This window comes from Streptomyces sp. NPDC029159 (genome assembly GCF_055564055.1).
Window position 1 is genome coordinate 21,698 of sequence record NZ_JBVHWT010000024.1, and the last position, 22,802, is coordinate 44,499.

The following is a 22,802-nucleotide window of genomic DNA, read 5'->3' on the forward strand; positions in this document are numbered from 1 at the left end:
GGGAGCCGGTTTTTCCTTCTCCCCCGGCGGTGGTGGGTTTGCGAACGGTTTCCGACGGGGGGCGTGTTTGGGGGGGGGGGGGGGGGTCCGTGGGGGGGGCGGGCTGGGGGGGAGCGCCCCCCCCCCACGCTCACCCGCGCCGTGCCGCGGCCAGCTCCCGGCGCAGCTGACCGAGGCGGGTCAGCAGCCAGCCCTCGAAGACCCCGAAGGCGAAGGCGGCGACCAGCGGGCCGTACTTCGCGGCTCCGGTCGGCAGCGGGGAGGGGGCGGCCGCGACGGGGGCGGGGGCGGCCGGGTGGGCGGGTGCCGGTGCGGCGGGGGTGCCCGGCACAGTTGCTGAAGAGGCACCCGGCACGGAGGCCGAGGGCCCACCCGCCCCGGTGGCGCCCGCACCGTCCCCGGAGCCTTCCGGGCCCGCCGCGTCCCCCGCCCGCTCCGCCGCCAGCAGCTCGCCCAGATTCGTCGCGAACCGCTGGAGCAGCCGCTGCGAGACGGCGTCCAGCGCGCCCTTCCCGAACTGGGCGAGTTTGCCGCTGATCACGAGGTCGGTGGCGACGTCCAGCCGGGAGCCCGCCGGGTCGCCGGTCACCGTCAGCACCACCTCCGCCTCGGCGTTGCCCCGGCCGTGCGCGTCGGCGCCGCGCGCCTGGAGCCGCAGCCGGCCCTGCCCGGCGTCCGACTCCAGGAACCGCACGGTGCCCCCGTACGCCGCGGCGACCGGGCCGACGCGGACCGTCACCCGGCCCCGCCAGGCGTCGCCGTCCTGACCGTCCAAGGTCGCTCCCGGCATGCACGACGCCACCCGCCGTACGTCGTTGAGCAGTGCGAACACCGCTTCCGGCGGCGCCGCCACGGGCACGCTGTTGCCGATCCGCATCAGTTCTCCCTCCGTGCGGCGCGCCGGGCCGTGGCGCAGCCGTGGATCGCGTCGACGATCGGTTGGTAGCCGGTGCAGCGACAGAGGTTCGCCGCCACCAGCTCGCGGATCTCCGCCCGGTCCGCCTCCGGCCGCTCGGCGAGGAAACCCTCCGCCAGCATCAGGAACCCGGGGGTGCAGAAGCCGCACTGGAGCGCGTGGTGGTCCGCGAACGCCCGTTGCAGATCGCTCAGTTCCCGCTCGTCGGAGAGCGATTCGACGGTCCGGATCGCCGCGCCCTCCGCCTGCACGGCGAAGAGCAGACAGGCCCGCACCGGACGGCCGTCGAGCAGCACCGTGCAGGCGCCGCAGACACCGTGCTCGCAGCCGACGTGGGTGCCGGTCAGCCCCAGATCGTGGCGGAGCACGTCCACCAGGGTGCGGCGCGGCTCGCACAGCACCTCGTGCGCGGTGCCGTTGACGTCCAGCACCAGCAACTGGCGCTCCAGCGCGGGATCGGCCCCGGCGTCCGCCGGTTCGGTCAGCGGCAGGTCGGGCGGATGGTCGTTCACGTCGGGCTCCTGGGTCAGGTCGGCGGTGGATGCGGAGGCGGCGCAGGTCAGGCGCCGTGCAGGGCGCGGTGCACCGCCTCGGGGGTGAGGGGCAGTGTGTCCAGTTCGGTGCCGGTGGCGCGCAGCGCGTCGTTGACGGCGTTGAGGACGGCGGCGGGCGCGCCGATCGTGCCGCCCTCACCGACCCCCTTGGCACCGGTCGCGTTGGAGACGCACGGCGTCTCCAGGTGGAAGAGGGTGATGTCGGGGATCTCCTGGGCGGTGGGGACCTTGTAGTCGAGGAAGCCGGTCGCCGACGGCTCGCCCCGCTCGTCGTAGGTGATCTGCTCGAACAGCGCGCCCGCGATCCCCTGGGCGATGCCGCCGCGGCACTGCCCCTCGACGACCTGCGGGTTGATCGCCACCCCGCAGTCCTCGACGCAGACGTACCGCAGCAGCCGGATACCGCCGGTCTCCTCGTCGAGTTCGGCGACGACGCCGTGGGTGGCGTTGGAGAACGTCCCGTCGTGGAACACGTCGAAGGACGCCGTCGCGGTCAGCCCCGGCTCCAGGTCCTTGGGCAGCAGGTGCGCGCGGAAGTGCGCGAGCGCGGCGAGTTCCGGGTGGCCGACGGAGATTTCCGGGGCGTCGCGGCGCCGCACCGTGCCGCGGTGCAGCTCCGTCTCCTCCCAGGGGACGTCCCACCGCGCCGCCGCCAGCCGCCGCAGCTTCTCGCCGAGCCGCTCCGCGGCCAGCCGCACCGCGCTGCCACCGATCGTCACCGACCGGCTGGCGAACGTCCCCCAGCCGTACGGCACCCGGTCCGTGTCGCCCTGATGGAGCTTCACCTTCGCCAGCTCCACCCCGAGGGTGTCGGCGGCGATCTGGGCGAGCGTCGTCTCATGGCTCTGGCCGTGGCTCATCGTGCCGGTGGTGACGCTCACCGCGCCGCCCGGGTCCATCCGCACCTCGGCGAGGTCGTAGCCCGGCACCATCTCCATCCGGCGCTGGGCGAACGCGGCGGAGCCGTAGCCGGTGCGCTCGTTGAAGCAGGCGTAGCCGATGCCCAGCCGCCGCCCGTCGGCCGCCGCCGCGTCCCGCCGCTCGTACCAGCCCTCCTCGCGCAGCGTCCGCTCACACAGATCCAGCGATTCACGGTACGAACCGGGGTCGTAGGTGATGCCGTTGACGCCGGTGTACGGGAAGTCGGTGATGAGGTTGCGGCGGCGCAGCTCCACCGCGTCGAGCCCCAGCTCCCGGGCGGCCCGTTCGAAGAGCCGCTCCATCACCATCACGTACTGCGGACGGCTCACCCCCCGGTACGGCGCGCTCGGCGCCTTGTTGGTGGTCACCGCCCGGCCGCGCACCCGGTAGGCGGGCACCCGGTAGACGCCCGGCAGCTCCGCCGCCGCCATCAGCGGCTCGATCCCGGCGGTGAACGGGTAGCAGGAGTAGGCGCCCATGTCGCAGACGATGTCGGCGTCCAGCCCCAGGATCCGGCCGTCGGCGGCGAACGCGGCGCGTACGTCGTAGTGCTGCTCGCGGGCGAGGAAGGAGGCGGTCAGCGCGTCCTTGCGGTCCTCGATCCACTTCACCGGGCGGCCCAGGCGCAGCGCCGCCGCGGCGGTCGCGATCTCCTCCCGGCCCACCACACACTTCAGCCCGAAACCGCCGCCCATGTCCGGCACCACGACCCGCACCGCCCGCTCGTCGAGCCCCAGCGCGCCCGCCGCGACCGTCCGCACCTGGTGCGGCACCTGCGTGCAGGTCCGCAGCACCAGCTGTTCGGCCCGGTCGTCCCAGTGCGCCAGCGCGCCGCGGGTCTCCAGCGGCAGCGCGTTCTGCCGTCCGGTGCGCGCCTCGATGCGCACCACGCGGTGGGCGGTGGCGAAGACGTCGTCGATGCCCTCGGTGGCGAACGGCGCGACGTCCACCAGGGTGTTGCGGGCCGCCGCCTCGTGCACCAGCGGCGCCCCCTCGGCCAGCGCCGCCGCCTCGCTCACCACCGGCTCCCGCTCCTCGTAGCCGACCCGCGCGGCCTCCAGCCCGTCCTCGGCGGCGTACGGGTCCCGGGCGACGACGATCGCCAGCGGCTCCCCGACGTACCGCACCCGGCGCCGGGCCAGCACCGGCATCGCGGTCTCGGTGAACTCCTCGGGCGGCCGGTGCAGCCGGGCGGTGATGTCGCCCAGATCCAGCTCCGCGGCGTCGAACGCGGCGACCACGCCCGGCACCCGCCGCACCGCGTCCAGATCGAGGACGGTGACCTCACCGTGCGCGACGGCCGAGCGGACGAACTGGGCGTGCAGCATCCCCGGTTCGCTGAGATCGTCGACGAACCGGCCGCGCCCGCTCAGCAGCCGCGGGTCCTCCTTGCGCGGCACCGACCGGCCGACCAGCGGGCCCGGCCCGTCACCGGGCGGGCCGTCCGGGTGCCCGGCGCCGCCCGGCCGGTGGCCACCGCCGTCCGGCACCCCGTGCCCGTCGCGTCCGCGGTGCCCGTCGTGCCGCTCCTCGGGTGTCCTCGCCGTCATCGTGCGTCCGCCTCCTCACAGGCCCGCCGCACCAGCGTGCGGATCAACTGCCGCCGGTACGCCGCGCCGCCCCCGGGCCCGTCCGCCGGGAGCACACCGGCCGCCGCCTCCGCGCACTCCGCGAAGGTGCCGCCGTCCGCGAGCACCCGCTCGGCCGCGGCGGCCCGCACCGGCACCGGCCCGACACCACCGAGCGCCACCCGCCCGCCGCGCACCGTCCCGCCGTCCCGGTCCAGCACGACGGCGGCCGACGCGAGCGCGAAGTCCCCGCGCCGCTCGGCGAACTCGGTGACCGCGGCGTACGGCGCCGGCCGCGGGAAGACGATCTCGACGAGGAGTTCGTCCGGCTCCAGTGCGGTGGTGTACGGCCCGAGGAAGAACTCCGCGGCGGCGATCCGGCGCATCCCGCGGGGCCCGAGGACCTGCAGTTCGGCGTCGAGGGCCACCGCGAGCAGACACCATTCGGCGGTCGCATCGGCGTGCGCGAGGCTGCCGCCGGCCGTGCCCCGGGTACGGATCGGCAGATGCCCGATCCACCGCATCGTCTCCCGCACCACCGCGAACCCGGGCCCGAGGACGGAGTCCGGCGCCCGCTCCACGGCGTGATGGGTGGTCAGCGCCCCCACCCGCAGCGCCCCGTCGGCGTCCACCCGGAGCGGGTCGAGCCCCCGCAGCCCCCCGATGTCGACGAGATGCCGGGGCCGGGCCAGCCGGTAGGCCATCATCGCCACCAGACTCTGGCCCCCGGCGAGTACCTTCGCCTCCTCGCCCAGCTCGGCGAGGAGGCGGACCGCGCCGTCGGCGTCACGGGCCCGGTGATAGCGGAACGCGGCGGGTTTCATGGCTCTCCTGTTCGGATGGCGGGCCCGCCCTCGGCGGGCGGGGTAATCCGAACACGGACGATTGTTGGTGGGCAAGGGGGCCCACCGGGCCGCTGCGGGTCCGCTGCGCGGTGCCTTCCCGTCCGCTGCGCGGTGCCGGGTGCGGTCTGTGGCCCGCTTTCCCTTCGTTGCGCCTGCGGCGGGCGTGGTCGCTGCGCGAGGCTTTTCGGCTGCGGTGCCGGACCTCCGGACTTCGTCCTGCGGTCCGGCCCCTTCCGTGGGTGGGTGGGGAAAGGAAAAGACGGTGGGGGTTGGTCTTGGCTGTTTGGTGCGCCTGGGTGGGAGGGTCCGTTCGTACGGACTGTGGTCGGGGTCGGACGACGACGGTGGCACGCCCATGGATCGACCACTGACGGGGATGTCGACAACGGTGGCGTACCCCCACCGGCCTCTCACCACCCACTCACGGGAGGGGGCCCGCCGGAGGACGGAGTCCGCAGGTGGGCCCCCGCTCCCGACCACCCACGCCCGCCGCAGGCGCAACGGCGAACAACCCCCACGGCGGGCGAGCCGAACAACTACGCAGTCCGCCGCAGGCGAACCCCAACGGCGGGACAGCCGAAGAACTTACGCAGCCCGCCGCAGGCGACCGGCCCGCCGCAGGCACCCCGTACCGTGGAGCGAGAACCGTTCAAGAACGAGGGGGAGCTGTGGACCCAGAGATCACCGCACTGGCGACCAGTGCGGCCACCGCACTGGTCGGCGCGCTGGCCACCGACACCTGGCACGGCGTCCGCGACCGCGTCCTGGCCCTGTGGCAGCGCACCCGCCCCGAGCGGGCGCCGGGTATCGCGGGTGACCTCGACGACACCCGCGAGGAGCTGCTCGCCGCGCCCGAGGGGCCGGGCCGGGACGCCGTCGCCGCGGACAGTGGTACCGAGTGGCAGTCCCGTCTGCGCCGCCTGCTCACCGCCCACCCCGAACTCGCCGGTGAACTCCGCGCCCTCGTCGCCGATCTCACCCCGCCCGAGCCGCCCGCTCCCGCCGTCACCCAGCACGCCACCGCCTCCGGTGACGCCCGGGTGTACCAGGCGGGCCGGGACATGCGGATCGGCGGGGGCGACGCCTGACCGTTCGTCTCACCCCACCGGGTCCGCCGCCCGCCCCAGCTCCCGGCGCAGCCGGGCGAAGGGGCGGGGGCGGTTGAGGGCGAGGGCGGCGGTGGGGCGGCCGTCGCGTTCGTAGACGGCGAGGAAGGAGCGGTCGTCGGGGGAGCCTTCCACGATCCGCGGCAGGTCCCCGGGGGCCCGGTGTCCGGCGAACTGGAGGCGGACGCCGTACTGCTCCGACCAGAAGTACGGCAGCGGCCGGGAGGTGGCGACGGTGCGGCCCGCCAGGAGGTTGCGGGCGCAGCGCGCCGCCTGTTCGGTGGCGGCGGTCCAGTGTTCGCTCCGCGCACCCGCCGTCCGCGCCACGTCCCCGCAGGCCACCACCTGCGGCAGCGGCGTCACTCCGCCCGCGTCGCAGCACACCCCGTCGTCGAGCGGCAGCCCGCTGTCCACGAGCCAGCCGGTGCACGGGCGGACCCCGATGGCGACGACGACCACCTCGGCGGGGAGCAGCCGCCCGTCGGCCAGCGCGACACCGGTGACGGTCTCCGCCGCACCGTCCGCCCGCAGCCCCGCCACCCCGGTACCGGCCAGCAGCCGCACCCCGTGATCGGCGTGGAGCGCGGCGCACACCCCGGCCATCGCCTCGCCCAGCTGCGGTACGAGGGGGAGCGGCGCGGCCTCCACCACCGTCACGTCATGGCCGAGCGCGGCGCACGACGAGGCGGTCTCCGCGCCGAGGAACCCGCCGCCGATCACCACCACCCGCACCGGCCCGGCGGTCAGCGCGGCGCGCAGCGCCTGCGCGTCGTCGAGGGTGCGCAGGGTGTGCACCCCGGCGGGCACCGGTCCGGGCAGGGTGCGGGGCGTGGCGCCGGTGGCGAGGACGGCGCCGTCGGTGCGGATCTCCTCGCCGGTGGCGAGGGTCACCGACCGGGCCCGCGGGTCGAGGCGGACGGCCCGGGCGCCCGTCCGCAGCGTGAGGTCGAGGGCGGCGGTCTCCTCGTCGTCGGCGAGCGCGAGGGCGGACGCGTCCGCCGCGCCGGTGAGGAACGCCTTCGACAACGGCGGCCGGTCGTACGGCCGGTGGCGCTCCTCGCCGACCAGGATCAGCCGGCCGGTGTACCCCTCGGTGCGCAGCGCACGGGCGGCGCCGAGCCCCGCCAGTGACGCGCCGATGACCGTGACGGTGTGCATGGGGCGTCCTCCTCGGAGCCGCGGAACACGTTCTCACCTGCGGTGACGTGGGGTCTCGCGCAGATGGGGCTGCGGCGACGGCGGTCGTGTGACGGCCGGTTGCGCCGGTGTGGACGTGTGGGCACCGCGCCGCCCGGCACCCGGACGGCGTTTCGTGATGCGCACGACGGAGCGTTCTGCGCAACAGAATCCCGGCGCGTCGCGGGCCCGTCAAGCGGTTCCCCGGGATCGTTCGCGGCCCCTCGGGCGATTCCCGGCCGCGCCTTCCGCGCCCCTTGACGGTGCCGGTCCGGCGTTCCCACTATGTCTCTCATCGCGCAACCGATAGTGCAGTGCGCAACACCACGGGTCTCTTCCGCCCCCGCGTTCTCCGTCCGCCCCCGCCGCCTCGGCGCGCCCCGGCACCGTCCACCCCGACCTCCTGAAGGAGGGACATGCCTTCCGCATCCCCGACCGACGCCCGCGTGGTCGTCATCGGCGCCGGCATCGTCGGCTGCTCACTCGCCGACGAACTCACCGCCCGCGGCTGGCGCGACGTCACCGTCCTGGAACAGGGCCCCCTCCCGGCCCCCGGCGGCTCCACCTCGCACGCCCCCGGGCTGGTCTTCGCCACCGGCCCGTCCCGGACCCTGAGCCGCTTCGCCGCCTACACCATCGAGAAGTTCACCGCCCTGGAGGCCGACGGCGCGCCCTGCTTCTCCGCCGTCGGCGGGCTGGAGGTCGCCACCACCGAGGAGCGCTGGGCCGACCTCCACCGCAAGGCCCGCCTCGCCGCCTCCTGGGGGATCCGCGGCACCCTGATCACCCCCGAGGAGTGCGCCCGCCACTGGCCGATGCTCAACGCCTCGCTGCTGTACGGCGGTTGGTACACCCCCGACGACGGCATCGCCCGCGCGGTGCCCGCCTGCCGTGCGCAGCTCGCCCGCGCCACCGCCCGCGGCGCCCGCTTCCTCGACCGGCACACCGTCACCGGCATCGAGCGGAGCGGCGGCCACGTCACCGCCGTCGTCACCGACCGCGGCACCTTCCCCGCCGACCACGTCGTGACCGCCGCCGGATTCTGGGGCCCGGTGATCGGCGCGATGGCCGGGGTCCGCGTCCCGCTGCTGCCCCTCGCCCACCAGTACGCGACGACCGCACCGCTGCCCGAACTCGCCGCCCCGGACGGCCCGCAGGCCGAGGCCACCCGCCCGCTGCTGCGCTTCCAGGACCGCGACCTCTACTTCCGCGAGCACGGCGATCGCCTCGGCATCGGCTCGTACGCCCACCGCCCGATGCCCGTCGACCCGCACACCGTGCCCGCCTTCGACGACGCGCCCGTCATGCCGTCCTCGCTGCCGTTCACCGCCGAGGACTTCGCCCCCAGCTGGCGCGACGCCACCGATCTGCTGCCCGCGCTCGGCGGATCGAAGGTCGCCGACGGCTTCAACGGCGTCTTCTCCTTCACCCCGGACGGGATGCCGCTCCTCGGCGAGGCGTCCGAACTGCGCGGCTTCTGGCTCGCCGAGGCCGTCTGGGTCACCCACTCCGCAGGTGCCGCCCGCGCCGTCGCCGAGCTGATGACCGACAGCCACACCACCCTCGACCTGCACGCCTGCGATCCGCACCGCTTCGAGGGCGCCCAGCGCTCACCCGCGTACGCCGCCGCCCGCGGCGCCCGCAGCTTCATCGAGGTCTACGACGTCGTCCACCCCCTCCAGCCGCCCGCGCACCCCCGCCCGCTGCGGGTCAGCCCCTTCCACGACCGCCAGCGCGAACTCGGCGCGTACTTCCTGGAGTCGGGCGGCTGGGAGCGCCCCCACTGGTACGAGGCGAACGCCCCGCTCGCGGACGGTCTCGGCCTGCCGCCGCGCGACGCCTGGGCGGCCCGCCACTGGTCGCCGGTGATCGCCGCCGAGGCCCGCGCCACCCGCGAACGCGTCGGCCTGTACGACCTGACGCCGCTGCGCCGCCTGGCGGTCGAGGGCCCCGGCGCACTCGCCTTCCTGCAACACCTGACGACCAATCAACTCGACCGGAAGCCGGGCACGGTCACGTACACCCTGCTGCTCGACGCACACGGCGGCATCCGCTCCGACCTCACCGTCACCCGCCTGACCGAGGACCGCTTCCGGATCGGCGCCAACAGCGGCGCCGACCTGGTGTGGCTGCGCCGCCACGCCCCCGACGGCGTCCACGTCCGCGACCTCACCCCCGGCACCTGCGGCATCGGCGTCTGGGGCCCGCTCGCCCGCGATCTCGTCCAGCCGCTGACGCAGGACGACTTCTCACACCAGGGCTTCGGCCGCTTCCGGGCCCGGTGGACCCACCTCGGCCCCGTCCCGGTCCTCGCGCAGCGCGTCTCCTACGTCGGTGAACTCGGCTGGGAGCTGTACACCACCGCCGACCTCGGCCGCTGCCTGTGGGACACGCTGTGGGAGGCGGGCCGCGGCCTCGGCGCCGTCGCCGCGGGGCGCGGCGCCATGGACAGTCTCCGCCTGGAGAAGGGGTTCCGCGCCTGGGGCCACGACATGAACACCGAACACGACCCCTACGAGGCGGGCCTCGGCTTCGCCGTCCGCCCCGCCAAGGGCGACTTCCTCGGCCGCGCCGCCCTCGCCGGACGCGAGGCGGCCGTACGGCGCCGCCTGGTCTGCCTCACCCTCGACGACCCCGCGGCGGCCGTCCTCGGCGGCGAACCGGTGGACGTCCGCGGGGAAACGGTCGGGTACGTCACCTCCGCCGCCCACGGCCCGACCGTCGGCCGCTGCCTCGCCCACGCCTGGCTGCCGGCCGCCCACACCGCGCCCGGCACCGCCGTCCACATCGGCTACTTCGGCGAGCGGTACGCCGCGACCGTCGCCGCGGAACCGCTCGTCGCCCCGGAGGCGGCCCGCCTGCGCCGCTGACCGTCATCGCCCGCCGCACCGCCCGAGGAGACCCGTATGACCACCATCCCCGTCGCCGGCCCGCGGGCGGGCGCGCCCGTGCCGTCCGGTGAGCTGATCGCCACCCTGCCCGGCGCCGCCTACACCGATCCCGCCGTCTTCCGCCGCGAACAGGAGCGGATCTTCGAGCGGCTGTGGTTCTGCGCGGTGCGCGCCGCCGACCTCACCGGGCCCGGCGCCTTCCGCACCGTCCAGGTCGGCCGGGAGAGCGTGCTGCTCACCCGCAACCGGCGCGGCGAGCCCCGCGCCTACCTCAACATCTGCCGCCACCGCGGCGCCCGCCTCTGCACCGAGGAGAGCGGCACCGTCCGCCGCGCGCTCCAGTGCCCGTACCACGCCTGGACCTACGACCTCGACGGCCGCCTCACCGCGGCGCCCAACCTGCGGCAGATGCCCGGCATCGACCGCACCGAACGCGGGCTGATCGCCGTCCACCTGCGGGAATGGCTCGGCTACCTCTGGGTCTGCCTCGCCGATGAGCCGCCGTCCTTCGAGGAGAGCGTGATCGGCGCCGCCACCGAACGCCTCGGCGACCCCACCGCCCTCGACCGCTACGGCACCGCGGATCTCGCCCTCGGCCGCCGGATCACCTACGACGTGCACGCCAACTGGAAGCTCATCGTCGAGAACTTCATGGAGTGCTACCACTGCGCCACCATCCACCCCGAACTCACCGACGTCCTCCCGGAGTTCGCCGACGGGCTCGCCGCCCAGTACCACGTCGGCCACGGCGCCGCCTTCGCCGAGGAGGCCGAGGGGTTCACCGTCGACGGCACCGGCGGCTTCGGGCGGCTGCCCGGCATCGACGACACCCAGGACCGCCGCTACTACGCGCTCACCCTCCGCCCCCAGGTCTTCGTCAACCTCGTCCCCGACCACGTCATCATCCACCGGATGTTCCCGTCCGCCGCCGACCGCACCACCGTCGAGTGCGACTGGCTCTACCGGCCCGAGGTGCTGGCGGCCGGCGCCGACGTCACCCCGTCGGTGGAGCTGTTCCACCGCGTCAACACCCAGGACTTCGACGCCTGCGCCCGCACCCAGCCCGCCATGGACTCCCGCGCCTACCGCGACGGCGGCGTCCTCGTCCCCAGCGAACACCACATCGGCGCCTTCCACCGCTGGGTCACCGACGCCCTCGCGGACAACCCCTCCTGACCTGCGACGCGAGGCGGCACACCGGCCGGTGCGGACCGGTGTGCCGGGTGCCGGGGGAGCCCCGCTGTGGGGTCGTCCTCCGTTTGCGGAGCGCCCGGGGCCGCGCTTGAGTGAAAGCGACCCCCACGCACCAGGAGCAACCATGTCGATGCCGTTCGGTTCCGCTTTCGGCGCGTCCGACCCGTTCAGCGACTTGTTGAACCGGTTCTTCGGGATGTCCCCGGCGTCCTCGCCGCCCGCCGTCCAACGCGTCCCCATCGGGCGGCTGCTGACCGAATCGTCCCAGGAACTGATCAACCTGGCCGCCGGACGCGCCGCCGAGGACGGCACCTCCGACCTCGACACCGAACACCTGCTGTGGGCCGCCACCCAGGTGGAACCGGCCCGCGGCCTCCTCGCCCGCGCCGGGGTCGACCCCGACGACCTCGGCACCCGTATCGCCGCCGTGCTGCCCCGCGAATCCGGCGAACCCTCCGCCGAACCGGGCCTGACCCCCGCCGCCAAACGCACCCTCGCCGCCGCCTACGACCGCTCCCAGGCCGCGGGCGTCTCCTACATCGGCCCCGAGCACCTCCTCGGCGCCCTCCTCGACACCTCCGGCGCGGGCGCCGAATCCGGCGCCGCCCGGCTGCTGCGCGCCGAGGACCTCGACGTCGACAAGGTGCGGCGGCAGGCCGAGGAAGCCGCCCGCGCGGAGGGCTCGCCCGCCGCCGCCAAGCCCCCGGCCACCACCCTCGACGAGTACGGCCGCGACCTCACCGAGGAGGCGAAGGCGGGCAAGCTCGACCCTGTGGTCGGACGGTCCGACGAGATCGAGCAGACCGTGGAGATCCTCTCCCGGCGCGCCAAGAACAACCCGGTCCTCATCGGCGAGCCCGGCGTCGGCAAGACCGCCATCGTCGAAGGGCTCGCCCAGCGCATCGTGGCCGGTGAGGTCCCGGGGACCCTCAAGGACAAGCGGGTCGTCGCCCTCGACCTGTCCGGCATGGTCGCCGGGGCCCAGTACCGCGGCCAGTTCGAGGAGCGGCTGAAGAAGGTCATCGAGGACGTCCAGCAGGCCGGCGGCGAGATCATCCTCTTCATCGACGAACTCCACACCGTCGTCGGCGCGGGCGCCACCGGCGAGGGCGCCATGGACGCCGGCAACATGCTCAAGCCCGCACTCGCCCGCGGCGAACTGCACGTCGTCGGCGCCACCACCATCGACGAGTACCGCAAACACATCGAGAAGGACGCCGCCCTGGAACGCCGCTTCCAGCCGGTGATGATCCCCGAACCGACCGTCGAGGAGACCGTGCAGATCCTGGAGGGGCTGCGCGACTCCTACGAGGCGCACCACCAGGTCCGCTTCGCCGACGGCGCGCTGACCGCCGCCGCCGAACTCTCCGACCGCTACATCAGCGACCGCTTCCTGCCCGACAAGGCCATCGACCTGATGGACCAGGCGGGCGCCCGGGTGCGGCTGCGCAGCGCCGGACGCTCCACCGAGGTCGTCAGCCGCGAGGACCGCCTCGCCAAACTGGGGCGCGAGAAGGACCAGGCGGTCGCCGCCGAGGACTTCGAGAAGGCGGCCGAGCTGAAGCGGCAGATCGCCGAGATGGAGGGCGAACTCGCCGGGATCGAGGAGCGCCGCGAGGGCGTCGTCTCCGTCACCGCCGCCGACATCGCCGACGTCGTCTCCCGCCGCACCGGCATCCCCGTCGCCCAGCTCACCGCGGGCGAGAAGGAGAAGCTGCTCAAGCTGGAGGACGCGATGCACGAGCGGATCGTCGGCCAGGCCGAGGCCGTCACCGCCGTCTCCGAAGCCGTCCGCCGCAACCGCTCCGGCATGGGCGACCCCAACCGGCCGGTCGGCTCGTTCCTCTTCCTCGGCCCCACCGGCGTCGGCAAGACCGAACTCGCCAAAACCCTCGCCGAACTCCTCTTCGGCGACGAGGACCGCATGATCCGGTTCGACATGAGCGAGTTCCAGGAGAAGCACACCGTCGCCCGGCTCGTCGGGGCGCCGCCCGGCTACGTCGGCTACGAGGAGGCCGGTCAGCTCACCGACCGGGTGCGCCGCCGCCCGTACTGCGTGCTCCTCTTCGACGAGGTGGAGAAGGCCCACCCGGACATCTTCAACACGCTGCTGCAGATCCTCGACGACGGCCGCCTCACCGACGCACAGGGCCGGACCGTCAGCTTCCGCCACTGCGTCGTCATCATGACGTCCAACATCGGCGCCCAGCGGATCATCGCGCACGAGGGCGACGTGTCGGAGCTGAAGGACGAGCTGATGGACGACCTGCGGGCCCGCTTCCTGCCGGAATTCCTCAACCGCATCGACGACATCATCCTCTTCCACAGCCTCACCGAGGACGATCTGACCCGGATCGTCGACCACCTCCTCGACCGCAGCCAGCGGCGCGTCCACGCCCAGGACATGACGCTGGAGGTCACCGAGGCGGCGAAGAAACTCCTGGTCGCCCACGGCTACCAGCCGGAGTTCGGCGCCCGCCCGCTGCGCCGCACCATCCAGACCGAGCTGGACAACCGCATCGCCTCGCTCCTCCTCGCCGACGAGGCGGGCCCCGGCGACACGATCGTCGCCGACGTGGGCGACGACGACTCGCTGCACTGCACCGTCCGCAAGGGCGCCGGCGGCACGGAGGGCGCGGCGGCCTGAGCACGCGTACGTCCTCCCGATGCCCCCGTACGGTCGCATCGGGAGGACGTCGCAGGTCAGAGCCGTACGGTCGCTCTTTGACAGGCCGGTGGAATTCCCGGAAGGTGACCGAAGAACGGAATACCGGTACCTGGCCGGGTCATGGCGAAATGCCCGTTCGGCACCGGAAACCGGAGAGATGGACGCACTGCCCCGCCCGCACGCCCCCCGTACGCCGTCATGAACCGGGCCGGTGACGACGGCCGCGCCCCCGCCGCGCGCGGCCCGCGGCAGGCGGTGGCCGGGGTGGTGCGGGTGCTCTCGCCGCGCGGGTCGCTGACCCTGCACCCGGTGGACGGGGCGTTCACCTTCGCGCTGCGCGCCGCGCTCGCCATGGCGCTCCCGGCGCTGGTGCTGGCCGCGACCGGCCGCACCGAACAGGCCGTCTACGCCATGCTCGGCGCCTTCACCACCACCTTCGGCCGCAATCTGCCCTACCGCCGGCGCGCCGGCGCGCTGGCGCTGGTCGCCCTCGCCATGACGGCGGGTGTGGGCACCGGCTCGGCGCTCGCCGCCTGGGCGCTGCCCCGGGCGGGCGGCGCCGCCGTGGTGGTCGCCGCCACCGCGCTGGTGGCGGGCGTCGCGAAGTACGCCTGTGACGCCGCGCGGCTCGGCGGGCTCGGCGCGGTGCTGCTGCTCTTCGCGTTCGCCGCGGCGGCCAACGGCACGTCCGCCCCCGCCGACGTCCTGCCGCACACCGCGCTCGCCGCCGCGGGCGCCGCGCTCGCCTGGGTGCTGGCGATGGTCGGCCGCCTCGTCCACCCCGACCGCCCGCAGCGCCTCGCGGTGGCCGCCGCGCTCCGCGCGCTCGCCGCGCTCTGGGACACCCCGGGCGCGGACCACGACGGCCGGCGGCGCCACCGGGCGACCGCCGCCGTGCTCCGCGCCCACCACGCCCTCGGCCTGCTGCCGCGCGCGGCGGGCGGGGAGCGCCACGGCGGGGTGTGCGTCCGGCTGACCGATCTGTCCTGGTCGCTGCTGATCGGCTCCGCGACCCGGCCGCCGGACGACCCGGCGGCCCTCGCCCGGCAGCTGCGGGACCAGGCCCGGGCCCTGGCGGACCGGCGCCGCCGCGTCCCGCCGCTGCTGCTGGACCCGGCGCCTTGGACGGCCGGCACCCGCACCGCCCGGGACGCCGGGACGCGGACGCCGCCCGCCCCGCCGACCGGTGCCGGATTCCGCGCCGCCGAACTCGTCGCGGGGCGCCACCCCGGCGGCCCCGGCCACCGCTCCGTGCTGCTCGTCCCGGCGCTGCGGATGGCCCTCGGCACCGCCCTCGCGGGCGGCGCCGCACTGGCACTGGGCCTCGGGCACGGCTACTGGGCCGCGGTGTCGGCCGCCGCGGTGCTGCACTCCATCAACGTCCGCACCGCGACCCAGCGCGCGGTGCAGCGGACCCTGGGCACCGCCGCCGGGCTGGCGCTCGCCCTGGCGATCCTGGCCCTGGCGCCGGGCCCCGGCGTACTGGTCGCGGTGATCGTGGTGCTGGAGTTCCTGCTGGAGTACGTCGTGCCGCGCAACTACGGCCTCGGCGTGGTGTTCCTGACGCCGCTGGCGCTGCTGATGACCGATCTGACCGCACCGCAGTCGGCCGGGGCGCTCGTCGCGGACCGGGCGCTCGCCAGCGTCCTGGGCATCACCGTCGGACTGCTCTGCGGTCTGCTGGTGGTCCACGACCGGGCCGTGGTGCGGGCGGAACGGGCGCTGGCCGCGTGCACGGCGGCCACCGCACAGGCCGAGCGGGCGCTCGACGACGGCCGGAAGGCGGCGTTCGGGGACGCCCAGGCGCGGCTGGCGGTGGCGGTGGTCGAGCTGCGGGAGGCGGACGACGCCGCGGCGGGCGAGGTGTGGCGGGCCGAGATCGACCCCGCCGAACTCGCCGCCGCGGAGGCCCGCGCCCATCTCCTCCTGGAGCGCCTCGCCCGCGGCTGAGCGCCGCTCACGCCGCCGGGACGATGGTGACCTTCAGATGCTTCATCAGCGGCTGATCGCTCTGCACGCTGTAGTCGCAGAGCGCGATCAGCACATTCATCTCCGGCATGTACCCGGCCGCACAGCCCCGGGGGAGGCCGTACGGGACGGCGAGATAGCCGTGCAGCGCGCGGGTGGTGCCGTCCTTCGCGGTGGCGGTGATGTCGACGGGGTCGAACTGCGCGATACCGCGCTCGCGCATGTCGTCGTGGTTCATGAAGACCAGCGTGCGCAGATTGCGGATGCCGCGGTAGCGGTCGTTGTCCGAGTACAGGGTGGTGTTCCACTGGTCGTGGGAGCGGAGCGTGCCCAGCGCCAGCGTGCCGGGCGCCGGAACCACGTCGGGCAGCGGCGCCGTGGAGAACTCCGCCGCCCCCGACGGGGTACGGAACACCAGCTCCCGCGCGGGCTGCTTGATCCGGAAGCCCAGCGGTAGCCGCACCCGCCGGTTGAAGTCCTCGAAACCGTCCAGGACCTGCGCCATCGTGTCGCGGATCCGGTCGTAGTCCTCGACGTACCACTCCCAGGGCGTGGCGCTGTCCGGCAGCGCCGCGCGGGCCAGCCCGGCGATGATCGCGGGCTCCGACAGCAGCTGCGGTGAGGCGGGCCGCTTCATGCCGACGGAGAGGTGGACCATGCTCATCGAGTCCTCGACCGAGGTGCTCTGCACCCCGCCGCGCTGCTGGTCCTTCTCGGTCCGGCCCAGACACGGCAGGATCAGCGCCTGCTTGCCGTGGACGAGATGACTGCGGTTCAGCTTGGTGCTGACCTGCACGGTCAGCTCGCACTTGCGCAGCGCCGCGAAGGTGTACGGGGTGTCGGGTGCCGCCATGGCGAAGTTCCCGCCCATCCCGACGAAGACCTGCACCTCGCCGCGGTGCATCGCCTCGACGGTGGAGACGGTGTCCAGCCCGTGCTCCCGCGGCGGCTCGATGTGGCACACCTGCGCGAGCCGGTCGAGGAACGCGCCGTCGGGCCGGTGGTCGATACCGCAGGTGCGGTTGCCCTGGACGTTGCTGTGCCCGCGGACGGGGGAGGGGCCCGCGCCCTCGCGGCCCAGATTGCCGCGGAGCAGCAGCAGGTTGACGATCTCCCGGACGGTGTCGACGCCGTGCTCGTGCTGGCTGATGCCCAGGCACCAGCTGATGATCGAACGGTCGGCGTCGCCGTAGATCCGCGCCGCCTTGAGGATGTCGGCGCGCGCGATGCCCGACTGCCGCTCGATCTCCTCCCACGGCGTGGCCTCGCACAGCGCCCGGTACGCCGCGAAGCCGGTGGTGTGCCGGTCGATGAACTCCTGGTCGAGCGCCTTGGGATCGGTCCGCGCCTGCTCCAGGACGGCCTTGGCCATGCCGCGCAGCAGCGCCATGTCGCCGCCGATGCGCACCTGGAGGTTGAGGGTGCTGGTCCGCGTCGCCTTGAAGAGCGCCATGTCGGTGAAGTCGTGCGGCACGATCGTGCGGGTGGCGGCCGCCTCGACCATCGGGTTGATGTGCACGATCTGCGCTCCCCGGGCGTACGCCTCGGCGAGCGCGGTGAGCATCCGGGGCGCGTTGGAGGCGGCGTTGACGCCCATGATGAAGAGCGCGTCGGTGGCCTCCCAGTCCTTGAGGTCGACGGTGCCCTTGCCGGTGCCCAGCGACGCCGTCAGGGCGCGTCCGCTCGCCTCGTGGCACATGTTGGAGCAGTCCGGAAGATTGTTGGTGCCCAGCTCCCGGGCCATCAGCTGGTAGAGGAAGGTCGCCTCGTTCCCCAGCCGCCCGGAGGTGTAGTACGCCGCCCGGTCCGGGCTGCCGAGCCCGCGCACCACCCGGCCGAACAGCGCGAACGCGTCCTTCCAGCTGATCGGTACGTAGTGGTCGGTGTCCGGGTCGTAGACCATCGGCTCGGTCAGCCGGCCCTGGTCCTCCAGCGCGAAGTCGCTCCACCCGGACAGTTCGGTCACCGTGTGCGCGGCGAAGAACTCCCGCCCCACCCGCTTACGGGTCATCTCCCAGGTGACGTGTTTGATGCCGTTCTCGCAGATGTCCAGGTGCAGGCCCTTGGTGTCGTCCGGCCAGGCGCATCCGGGGCAGTCGAAGCCGCGCTTCTCGTGGTTCATCCGCAAGATCGCCCGTGGCCCGTCCACCCACTGCTTCTCCCGGGCCAGGACCCGGGTCACGCTCTTCGCGGCACCCCAGCCGGCGGCGGGGTGGTGGTAGGGCCGGAAGGACGGCTCGTCCTCGGGGACGGGCCCCACCCGGTGCGTCGGCTCTTCCCGTTCCTCGGAGGCGCTCACCGCGTCCACCCTTTCCGTCGTCCGGGCCCGGCCCGCAGCGGGCCTTTCCGGTCAGGCTAGGCGCGAGGGGAGGGGCGGGCGAGGCGGGCGGGACGTGGCGCGCCGCGTGGGCCGGGCGTGCGGAGCCCGGTGCGCCCGTGCCGGGCCCCGGCGCGTCGCCCGACTGCACGCCGTGCCGGGCGCGGATACGCTGACCCCGTTCCGTGTGTTTTGTCTGTTCTGGAGTGATTGGTCCGTCGGAGGGTCCGCCGCGCCCACCACCTCCGTACCCCCGCCGGGAGCCCCATGGTCACCTCGCAGTCCGTCGTCATGCCGCCCGCCCGCGCCGCCGTGTTCCTCGTGGCGACCATCGCCCCCGGCGGCGAGAGCGCCGTACGGGACGGGCTCAAGGAGGTGGCGGCGCTGGTCCGCTCGGTCGCCTTCCGCGCCCCCGAAGCCGCCCTGACCTGCGTCGCCGGGATCAGCTCGGCCGGCTGGGACCGCCTCTTCGACGGCCCGCGCCCCCGCGATCTGCACCCCTTCCGGCCGCTGCACGGCCCCCGCCACCACGCGCCGGCCACCCCCGGCGACCTCCTCTTCCACCTCCGGGCCGCCCGCCCGGACCTCTGCTTCGAACTGGCCCGGCTGCTCATCGACCACTTCGCCGCCGCCGTCACCGTCGTCGACGAGGTCCACGGCTTCCGCTACTTCGAGACCCGCGACCTCCTCGGCTTCGTCGACGGCAGCGAGAACCCCACCGACCGCGCGGCCGACGAGGCCGTGTACACCGGCGACGAGGACCCGCCGTTTCGCGGCGGCAGCTATGTGATCGTGCAGAAGTACCTCCACGACATGGCCGCCTGGCAGGCGCTCACCACCGACGAGCAGGAACGCGTCATCGGCCGCAGCAAGCTGTCCAACGTCGAGATGGACGACGACGTCAAACCCGCCGACTCCCACGTCGCGCTCACCACGGTCACCGACGCCGACGGCACCGAACGGAAGATCGTCCGGGAGAACATGGCGTTCGGCCGGGTCGGACAGGGCGAGTTCGGCACCTACTTCATCGGCTACGCCCGCACCCCCGAGGTGACCGAGCGGATGCTGGACAACATGTTCCTCGGCGACCCGCCGGGCACCACCGACCGCATCCTCGACTTCTCCACCGCCGTGACCGGCGGCCTCTTCTTCGTGCCCGGTGCCGATTTCCTCGACGACCCGCCCGCCCTGCCGACCGGTGCCGCCGCCCCGGGCGGCTCCCTGAAAATCGGCAGCCTGAAAGGAGCCTGAGCGCCATGACCGCGACCGCCGCCACGCCGGTGCCCTGCGGCACCGACAACCTGCACCGCGAACTCGCCCCGATCACCCCGCAGGCATGGGCGGAGATCGAGGAGGAGGCCCGCCGCACCTTCCGCCGCCATGTCGCCGGGCGCCGCGTCGTCGACGTCCCCGACGCGGGCGGACCGGAACTCGCCGCCGTCGGCACCGGCCACACCACCGGCATCGAACCGCCCACCCCCGGTGTCACCGCCCAGCTGCGCGAGGCCCGGCCCCTCGTCGAACTGCGCAGCTCCTTCACCGTGACCCGGGCCGCCGTCGACGACGTCGAACGCGGCTCCCAGGACTCCGACTGGCAGCCGGTGAAGGACGCCGCCCGCGCCCTCGCCCTCGCCGAGGACCACGCGGTCTTCGACGGCTACCCCGCCGCCGGGATGGAGGGGCTGCGCACCCGCAGCTCCAACCCCGTACTGCGGCTGCCCGCCGAGGCCCGCGACTACCCCGACGCGGTCAGCGGCGCCCTCACCGCACTGCGGCTGGCCGGGGTCGACGGCCCGTACGCGCTGCTGCTCGGCGCCGACGCGTACACGGCGGTCAGCGAGACCTCCGACCACGGCTACCCGATCGCCGCCCACCTCGCCCGGATCCTGGACGGCAAACCGATCTGGGCGCCCGCCGTCGACGGCGCGTTCGTCCTCTCCACCCGCGGCGGCGACTTCGCCCTCCGCCTCGGCCAGGACGTCGCCATCGGCTACACCGCCCACGACGCCCACGGCATCGAGCTCTACCTCCAGGAGACGCTGACCTTCCTCACCTACACCGACGAGGCGGTCGTCGTCCTGGAGGCGCCGGACAGCCCTTAGGGCGCGTCGTCGTACCCCTACCGCTCCGCAACAGCTTCCTGACAACTCCCTGACACCGGCGGGCAAGTGTGGGTGCGGTCCACCGGGGCGAGTGCCCCGGGCCGTACTGGAAGGTGCCCGTCCATGCCGTCCCGCCGCCTCCCGTCCCTCGCCGCCCGGATCCTCGGCGCGGTCCTCGTCCTGTCCGCGGTCCCCGCCCCCACGGCCGTGGCCGCCGGGCCCCCGGGGCCCGCCGCCGCGCCGACCGTCCGGTCGGGCGAGGTCATGCCGCACCTGAAGGCTCTCCAGGAGATCGCCGACCGCAACGGCGGCAACCGCGCGCACGGCACACAGGGGTACGCGGACTCGGTGACGTACGTCCGCAAGGCGCTGGACCGGGCCGGCTTCCACACCGAACTGCGCCGCTTCTCGCACGACGGCGCGGCCGGCTACAACCTCATCGCCGACTGGCCCGGCGGCGACCCCAAGCATGTGCTGTTCACCGGCGCCCACCTGGACAGCGTCAAGGAGGGGCCGGGGATCAACGACAACGGTTCCGGCGCGGCGGCGGTCCTGACCGCGGCCCTGCGGGTGGCCGACGCCGGGCTGAAGCCCACCCGGCACCTGCGGTTCGCCTGGTGGGGTGCGGAGGAGGAGGGACTGGTCGGCTCCGCGGACTATGTCCGTAACCTCTCCGCCGCCGACCGCAAGGCGATCGACGTCTACCTCAACCTCGATCAGGCGGGCAGCAAGAACACCGAGCAGTGGTTCGTGGTGCACGACGACGCGCACCACGAGACCGAGGCCCAGCAGGCGTTCGAGGCATGGTTCGCCGACCGGAAGATCAGCACGTTCGACATCGGGGTGGGCGGTTCGGACCACGAGTCGTTCGGGAACGCCGGCATCCCGTCGTCCGGCTTCAGCACCGGCATCTCGGACTGTCTCCACACGGCGTGCGACAACCTCGCCAACGTCGACCCCGAGACCGAGACGACCAGCACCAACGCCCTGCTCGGCGTGGTCTGGAAGCTCGCCGCCACCGCCCGCCACTGAGCCTCCGAACCGGAAAGCAGCGATGCGCAGAACACTGAACCGGCACCGCGGCGCCACCGCCGTGCTGACGACCGCGACCGCCCTCACCCTCGCCCTGTCGGCGACCCCCGCCTCCGCCGCGACCGGCATCGGCGACCCGTATTACCCCGACGACGGCAACCCCGGCTACGACGTGACGCACTACGACGTCCGGATCGCCTACGACCCGGCGCGCACCGACCACCTGGACGGCGACACCACCGTCACCGCCCGCGCCACCCGGGCGCTGGACAGCTTCACCCTGGACCTGAAGGGCTTCACGGTCGCCTCGGTCACGGTGGACGGCACCCCGGCGAAGGCGTTCTCGCGCTCCGGGGCCCACAAGCTGGCCGTCGTCCCGGCACACCGGGTCGCCGACGGCGCCTCGTTCGCGGTCCGGGTGAAGTACGCCGGCAAGCCCGACGGCGAGGGCTGGCACACCCTGAAGAACGGCGGCGCGGACGCCATGGGCGAACCGCACTCCGCGACCTCCTGGTACCCGGCCAACGACCACCCGTCCGACAAGGCCACCTTCTCCCTCACCGCGACCGTGCCCCAGGGCTGGACCGCCATAGGCAACGGCCTGCCCGGCCCGACCACCACCAACGGCGACCGCACGACCTTCCGCTGGCACGAGGACAAGCCGATGGTGACGTACGCCAGCACGGTCGCCATCGACAAGTTCACCGTCCACCGCACCGAGCTGCCCGACGGTACGCCGTCCCTCACGGCCTACAGTCCGGGCGCCGTGATCGATGCGGCGGCGGAGGCCGAGCAGGGGGAGATCCTGATGTTCCTGGCCTCGAAGTTCGGCCCGTATCCGTTCTCCTCGGCGGGCAGCATCGTCATCGACGGGGTGACGGGCGGAGGCGACGTCAACGCCCTGGAGACGCAGAGCCGGCCCACCTACCCCGGGATGCTCAACGACGCCGCGGGGCCGCACGAGCTCACCCACCAGTGGTTCGGTGACAGCGTCTCGATCGCCGACTGGCGCGACGGCTGCCTCAACGAGTGCTTCGCCCAGTACGCCAACCAGTTGTGGGAGGAGCACAAGGGCTCCGACCTCGACAAGAGCTTCTACGCCTCCATGGTCGACGAGAACAAGGACGACCCGTCGTTCTGGTCCACCAAGCTCTACGACCCGGGACCGGGCAAGGAGCTCGACTACGCCCTGTACGGCAAGGGCTCCCTGATGCTCCACGCGCTGCGGCGTACCGTCGGCGACGACGCGTTTTTCGGCACCCTCAAGCGCTGGACCCACGACCACGCGTACGGCAACGCCACGTTCTCGCAGTTCGAGGCGTTGGCGGCGAAGGTGTCGGGCAAGGACCTCAAGGGCTTCTTCGACGCCTGGGCCCACGGGACGAAGATCCCCCCGAAGCAGTACCTCTACCCGGGCAGCCTGGGCGCGCTGCGCCACGGCTAGGGGGTGGGGGGGGGGGGGGGGGGGGGGGGGGGGGGGGGGGGGGGGGGGGGGGGGAGGGGGGGGGGGGGGGGGGGGGGGGGGGGGGGGGGGGGGGGGGGGG

15 protein-coding genes are annotated in these 22,802 nt (G+C 74.1%); 9 read left to right on the forward strand and 6 right to left on the reverse strand.

The annotated features are described in order from the left end of the window. Positions 1-130: 130 nt before the first annotated feature. From ACZ4U4_RS30010 to ACZ4U4_RS30025, 4 genes are all read right to left on the reverse strand, one after another. Complete coding sequence (locus ACZ4U4_RS30010) at positions 131-877, reverse strand: SRPBCC family protein (RefSeq protein WP_467880814.1); 747 nt, start codon at positions 875-877, stop codon at positions 131-133. After that, on the reverse strand, positions 877-1,401 hold the full coding sequence (locus ACZ4U4_RS30015) for a (2Fe-2S)-binding protein (protein ID WP_467880855.1): 525 nt from the start codon (positions 1,399-1,401) through the stop codon (positions 877-879). The genes ACZ4U4_RS30010 and ACZ4U4_RS30015 overlap by 1 nt, the downstream gene beginning before the upstream one ends. 74 nt (positions 1,402-1,475) lie before the next feature. Next, positions 1,476-3,941, reverse strand: a complete 2,466-nt coding sequence (locus tag ACZ4U4_RS30020) for a xanthine dehydrogenase family protein molybdopterin-binding subunit (RefSeq protein WP_467880816.1) — start codon at positions 3,939-3,941, stop codon at positions 1,476-1,478. Next, positions 3,938-4,783, reverse strand: coding sequence for an FAD binding domain-containing protein (locus tag ACZ4U4_RS30025; protein ID WP_467880819.1), 846 nt, complete (start codon positions 4,781-4,783; stop codon positions 3,938-3,940). The genes ACZ4U4_RS30020 and ACZ4U4_RS30025 overlap by 4 nt, the downstream gene beginning before the upstream one ends. 689 nt (positions 4,784-5,472) lie before the next feature. On the opposite strand from ACZ4U4_RS30025, the gene ACZ4U4_RS30030 reads away from it, so the two are divergent. Further along, positions 5,473-5,892, forward strand: a complete 420-nt coding sequence (locus ACZ4U4_RS30030; RefSeq protein WP_467880821.1) for a hypothetical protein — start codon at positions 5,473-5,475, stop codon at positions 5,890-5,892. A 9-nt stretch (positions 5,893-5,901) separates the two neighbouring features. Here the strand turns inward: ACZ4U4_RS30030 and ACZ4U4_RS30035 are convergent, their stop codons facing one another. Then, positions 5,902-7,068 carry an NAD(P)/FAD-dependent oxidoreductase gene (locus tag ACZ4U4_RS30035; RefSeq protein WP_467880823.1) on the reverse strand — a complete coding sequence of 389 codons (1,167 nt, stop codon included), beginning with the start codon at positions 7,066-7,068 and terminating at the stop codon, positions 5,902-5,904. 434 nt (positions 7,069-7,502) lie between these two features. Here ACZ4U4_RS30035 and ACZ4U4_RS30040 point away from each other — a divergent pair, with 434 nt between their 5' ends. The 4 genes from ACZ4U4_RS30040 (at position 7,503) to ACZ4U4_RS30055 (ending at position 15,789) form a co-directional block, all read left to right on the forward strand. Then, the gene (locus ACZ4U4_RS30040; RefSeq protein ID WP_467880825.1) at positions 7,503-9,956 is read left to right on the forward strand and encodes a GcvT family protein; all 2,454 of its coding nucleotides are present in this window, start codon (positions 7,503-7,505) and stop codon (positions 9,954-9,956) included. A 36-nt stretch (positions 9,957-9,992) separates the two neighbouring features. Continuing rightward, entirely contained in the window at positions 9,993-11,153 is a 1,161-nt protein-coding gene (locus ACZ4U4_RS30045; protein ID WP_467880828.1) for an aromatic ring-hydroxylating oxygenase subunit alpha, read from the forward strand. Between the two features lie 142 nt (positions 11,154-11,295). Beyond that, a complete protein-coding gene (locus ACZ4U4_RS30050; RefSeq protein ID WP_467880830.1) occupies positions 11,296-13,818 on the forward strand; it encodes an ATP-dependent Clp protease ATP-binding subunit in 2,523 nt (840 codons plus the stop codon). 219 nt (positions 13,819-14,037) lie between these two features. Next, entirely contained in the window at positions 14,038-15,789 is a 1,752-nt protein-coding gene (locus ACZ4U4_RS30055; RefSeq protein WP_467880833.1) for an FUSC family protein, read from the forward strand. A gap of 7 nt (positions 15,790-15,796) precedes the next feature. Here ACZ4U4_RS30055 and ACZ4U4_RS30060 read toward each other — a convergent pair whose 3' ends face one another. Further along, positions 15,797-18,106 (reverse strand): FdhF/YdeP family oxidoreductase, encoded by a 2,310-nt coding sequence (locus ACZ4U4_RS30060; RefSeq protein ID WP_467880836.1) that lies wholly within the window; start codon positions 18,104-18,106, stop codon positions 15,797-15,799. 285 nt (positions 18,107-18,391) lie between these two features. Here ACZ4U4_RS30060 and ACZ4U4_RS30065 point away from each other — a divergent pair, with 285 nt between their 5' ends. The 4 genes from ACZ4U4_RS30065 (at position 18,392) to ACZ4U4_RS30080 (ending at position 22,702) form a co-directional block, all read left to right on the forward strand. Further along, on the forward strand, positions 18,392-19,375 hold the full coding sequence (locus ACZ4U4_RS30065; RefSeq protein ID WP_467880839.1) for a Dyp-type peroxidase: 984 nt from the start codon (positions 18,392-18,394) through the stop codon (positions 19,373-19,375). A gap of 5 nt (positions 19,376-19,380) precedes the next feature. Beyond that, positions 19,381-20,226 (forward strand): family 1 encapsulin nanocompartment shell protein, encoded by an 846-nt coding sequence (locus ACZ4U4_RS30070; protein WP_467880842.1) that lies wholly within the window; start codon positions 19,381-19,383, stop codon positions 20,224-20,226. A 123-nt stretch (positions 20,227-20,349) separates the two neighbouring features. Further along, complete coding sequence (locus ACZ4U4_RS30075) at positions 20,350-21,258, forward strand: M20/M25/M40 family metallo-hydrolase (RefSeq protein ID WP_467880844.1); 909 nt, start codon at positions 20,350-20,352, stop codon at positions 21,256-21,258. 22 nt (positions 21,259-21,280) lie between these two features. Continuing rightward, positions 21,281-22,702 carry a M1 family metallopeptidase gene (locus ACZ4U4_RS30080; RefSeq protein ID WP_467880847.1) on the forward strand — a complete coding sequence of 474 codons (1,422 nt, stop codon included), beginning with the start codon at positions 21,281-21,283 and terminating at the stop codon, positions 22,700-22,702. Positions 22,703-22,802 lie beyond the last annotated feature (100 nt).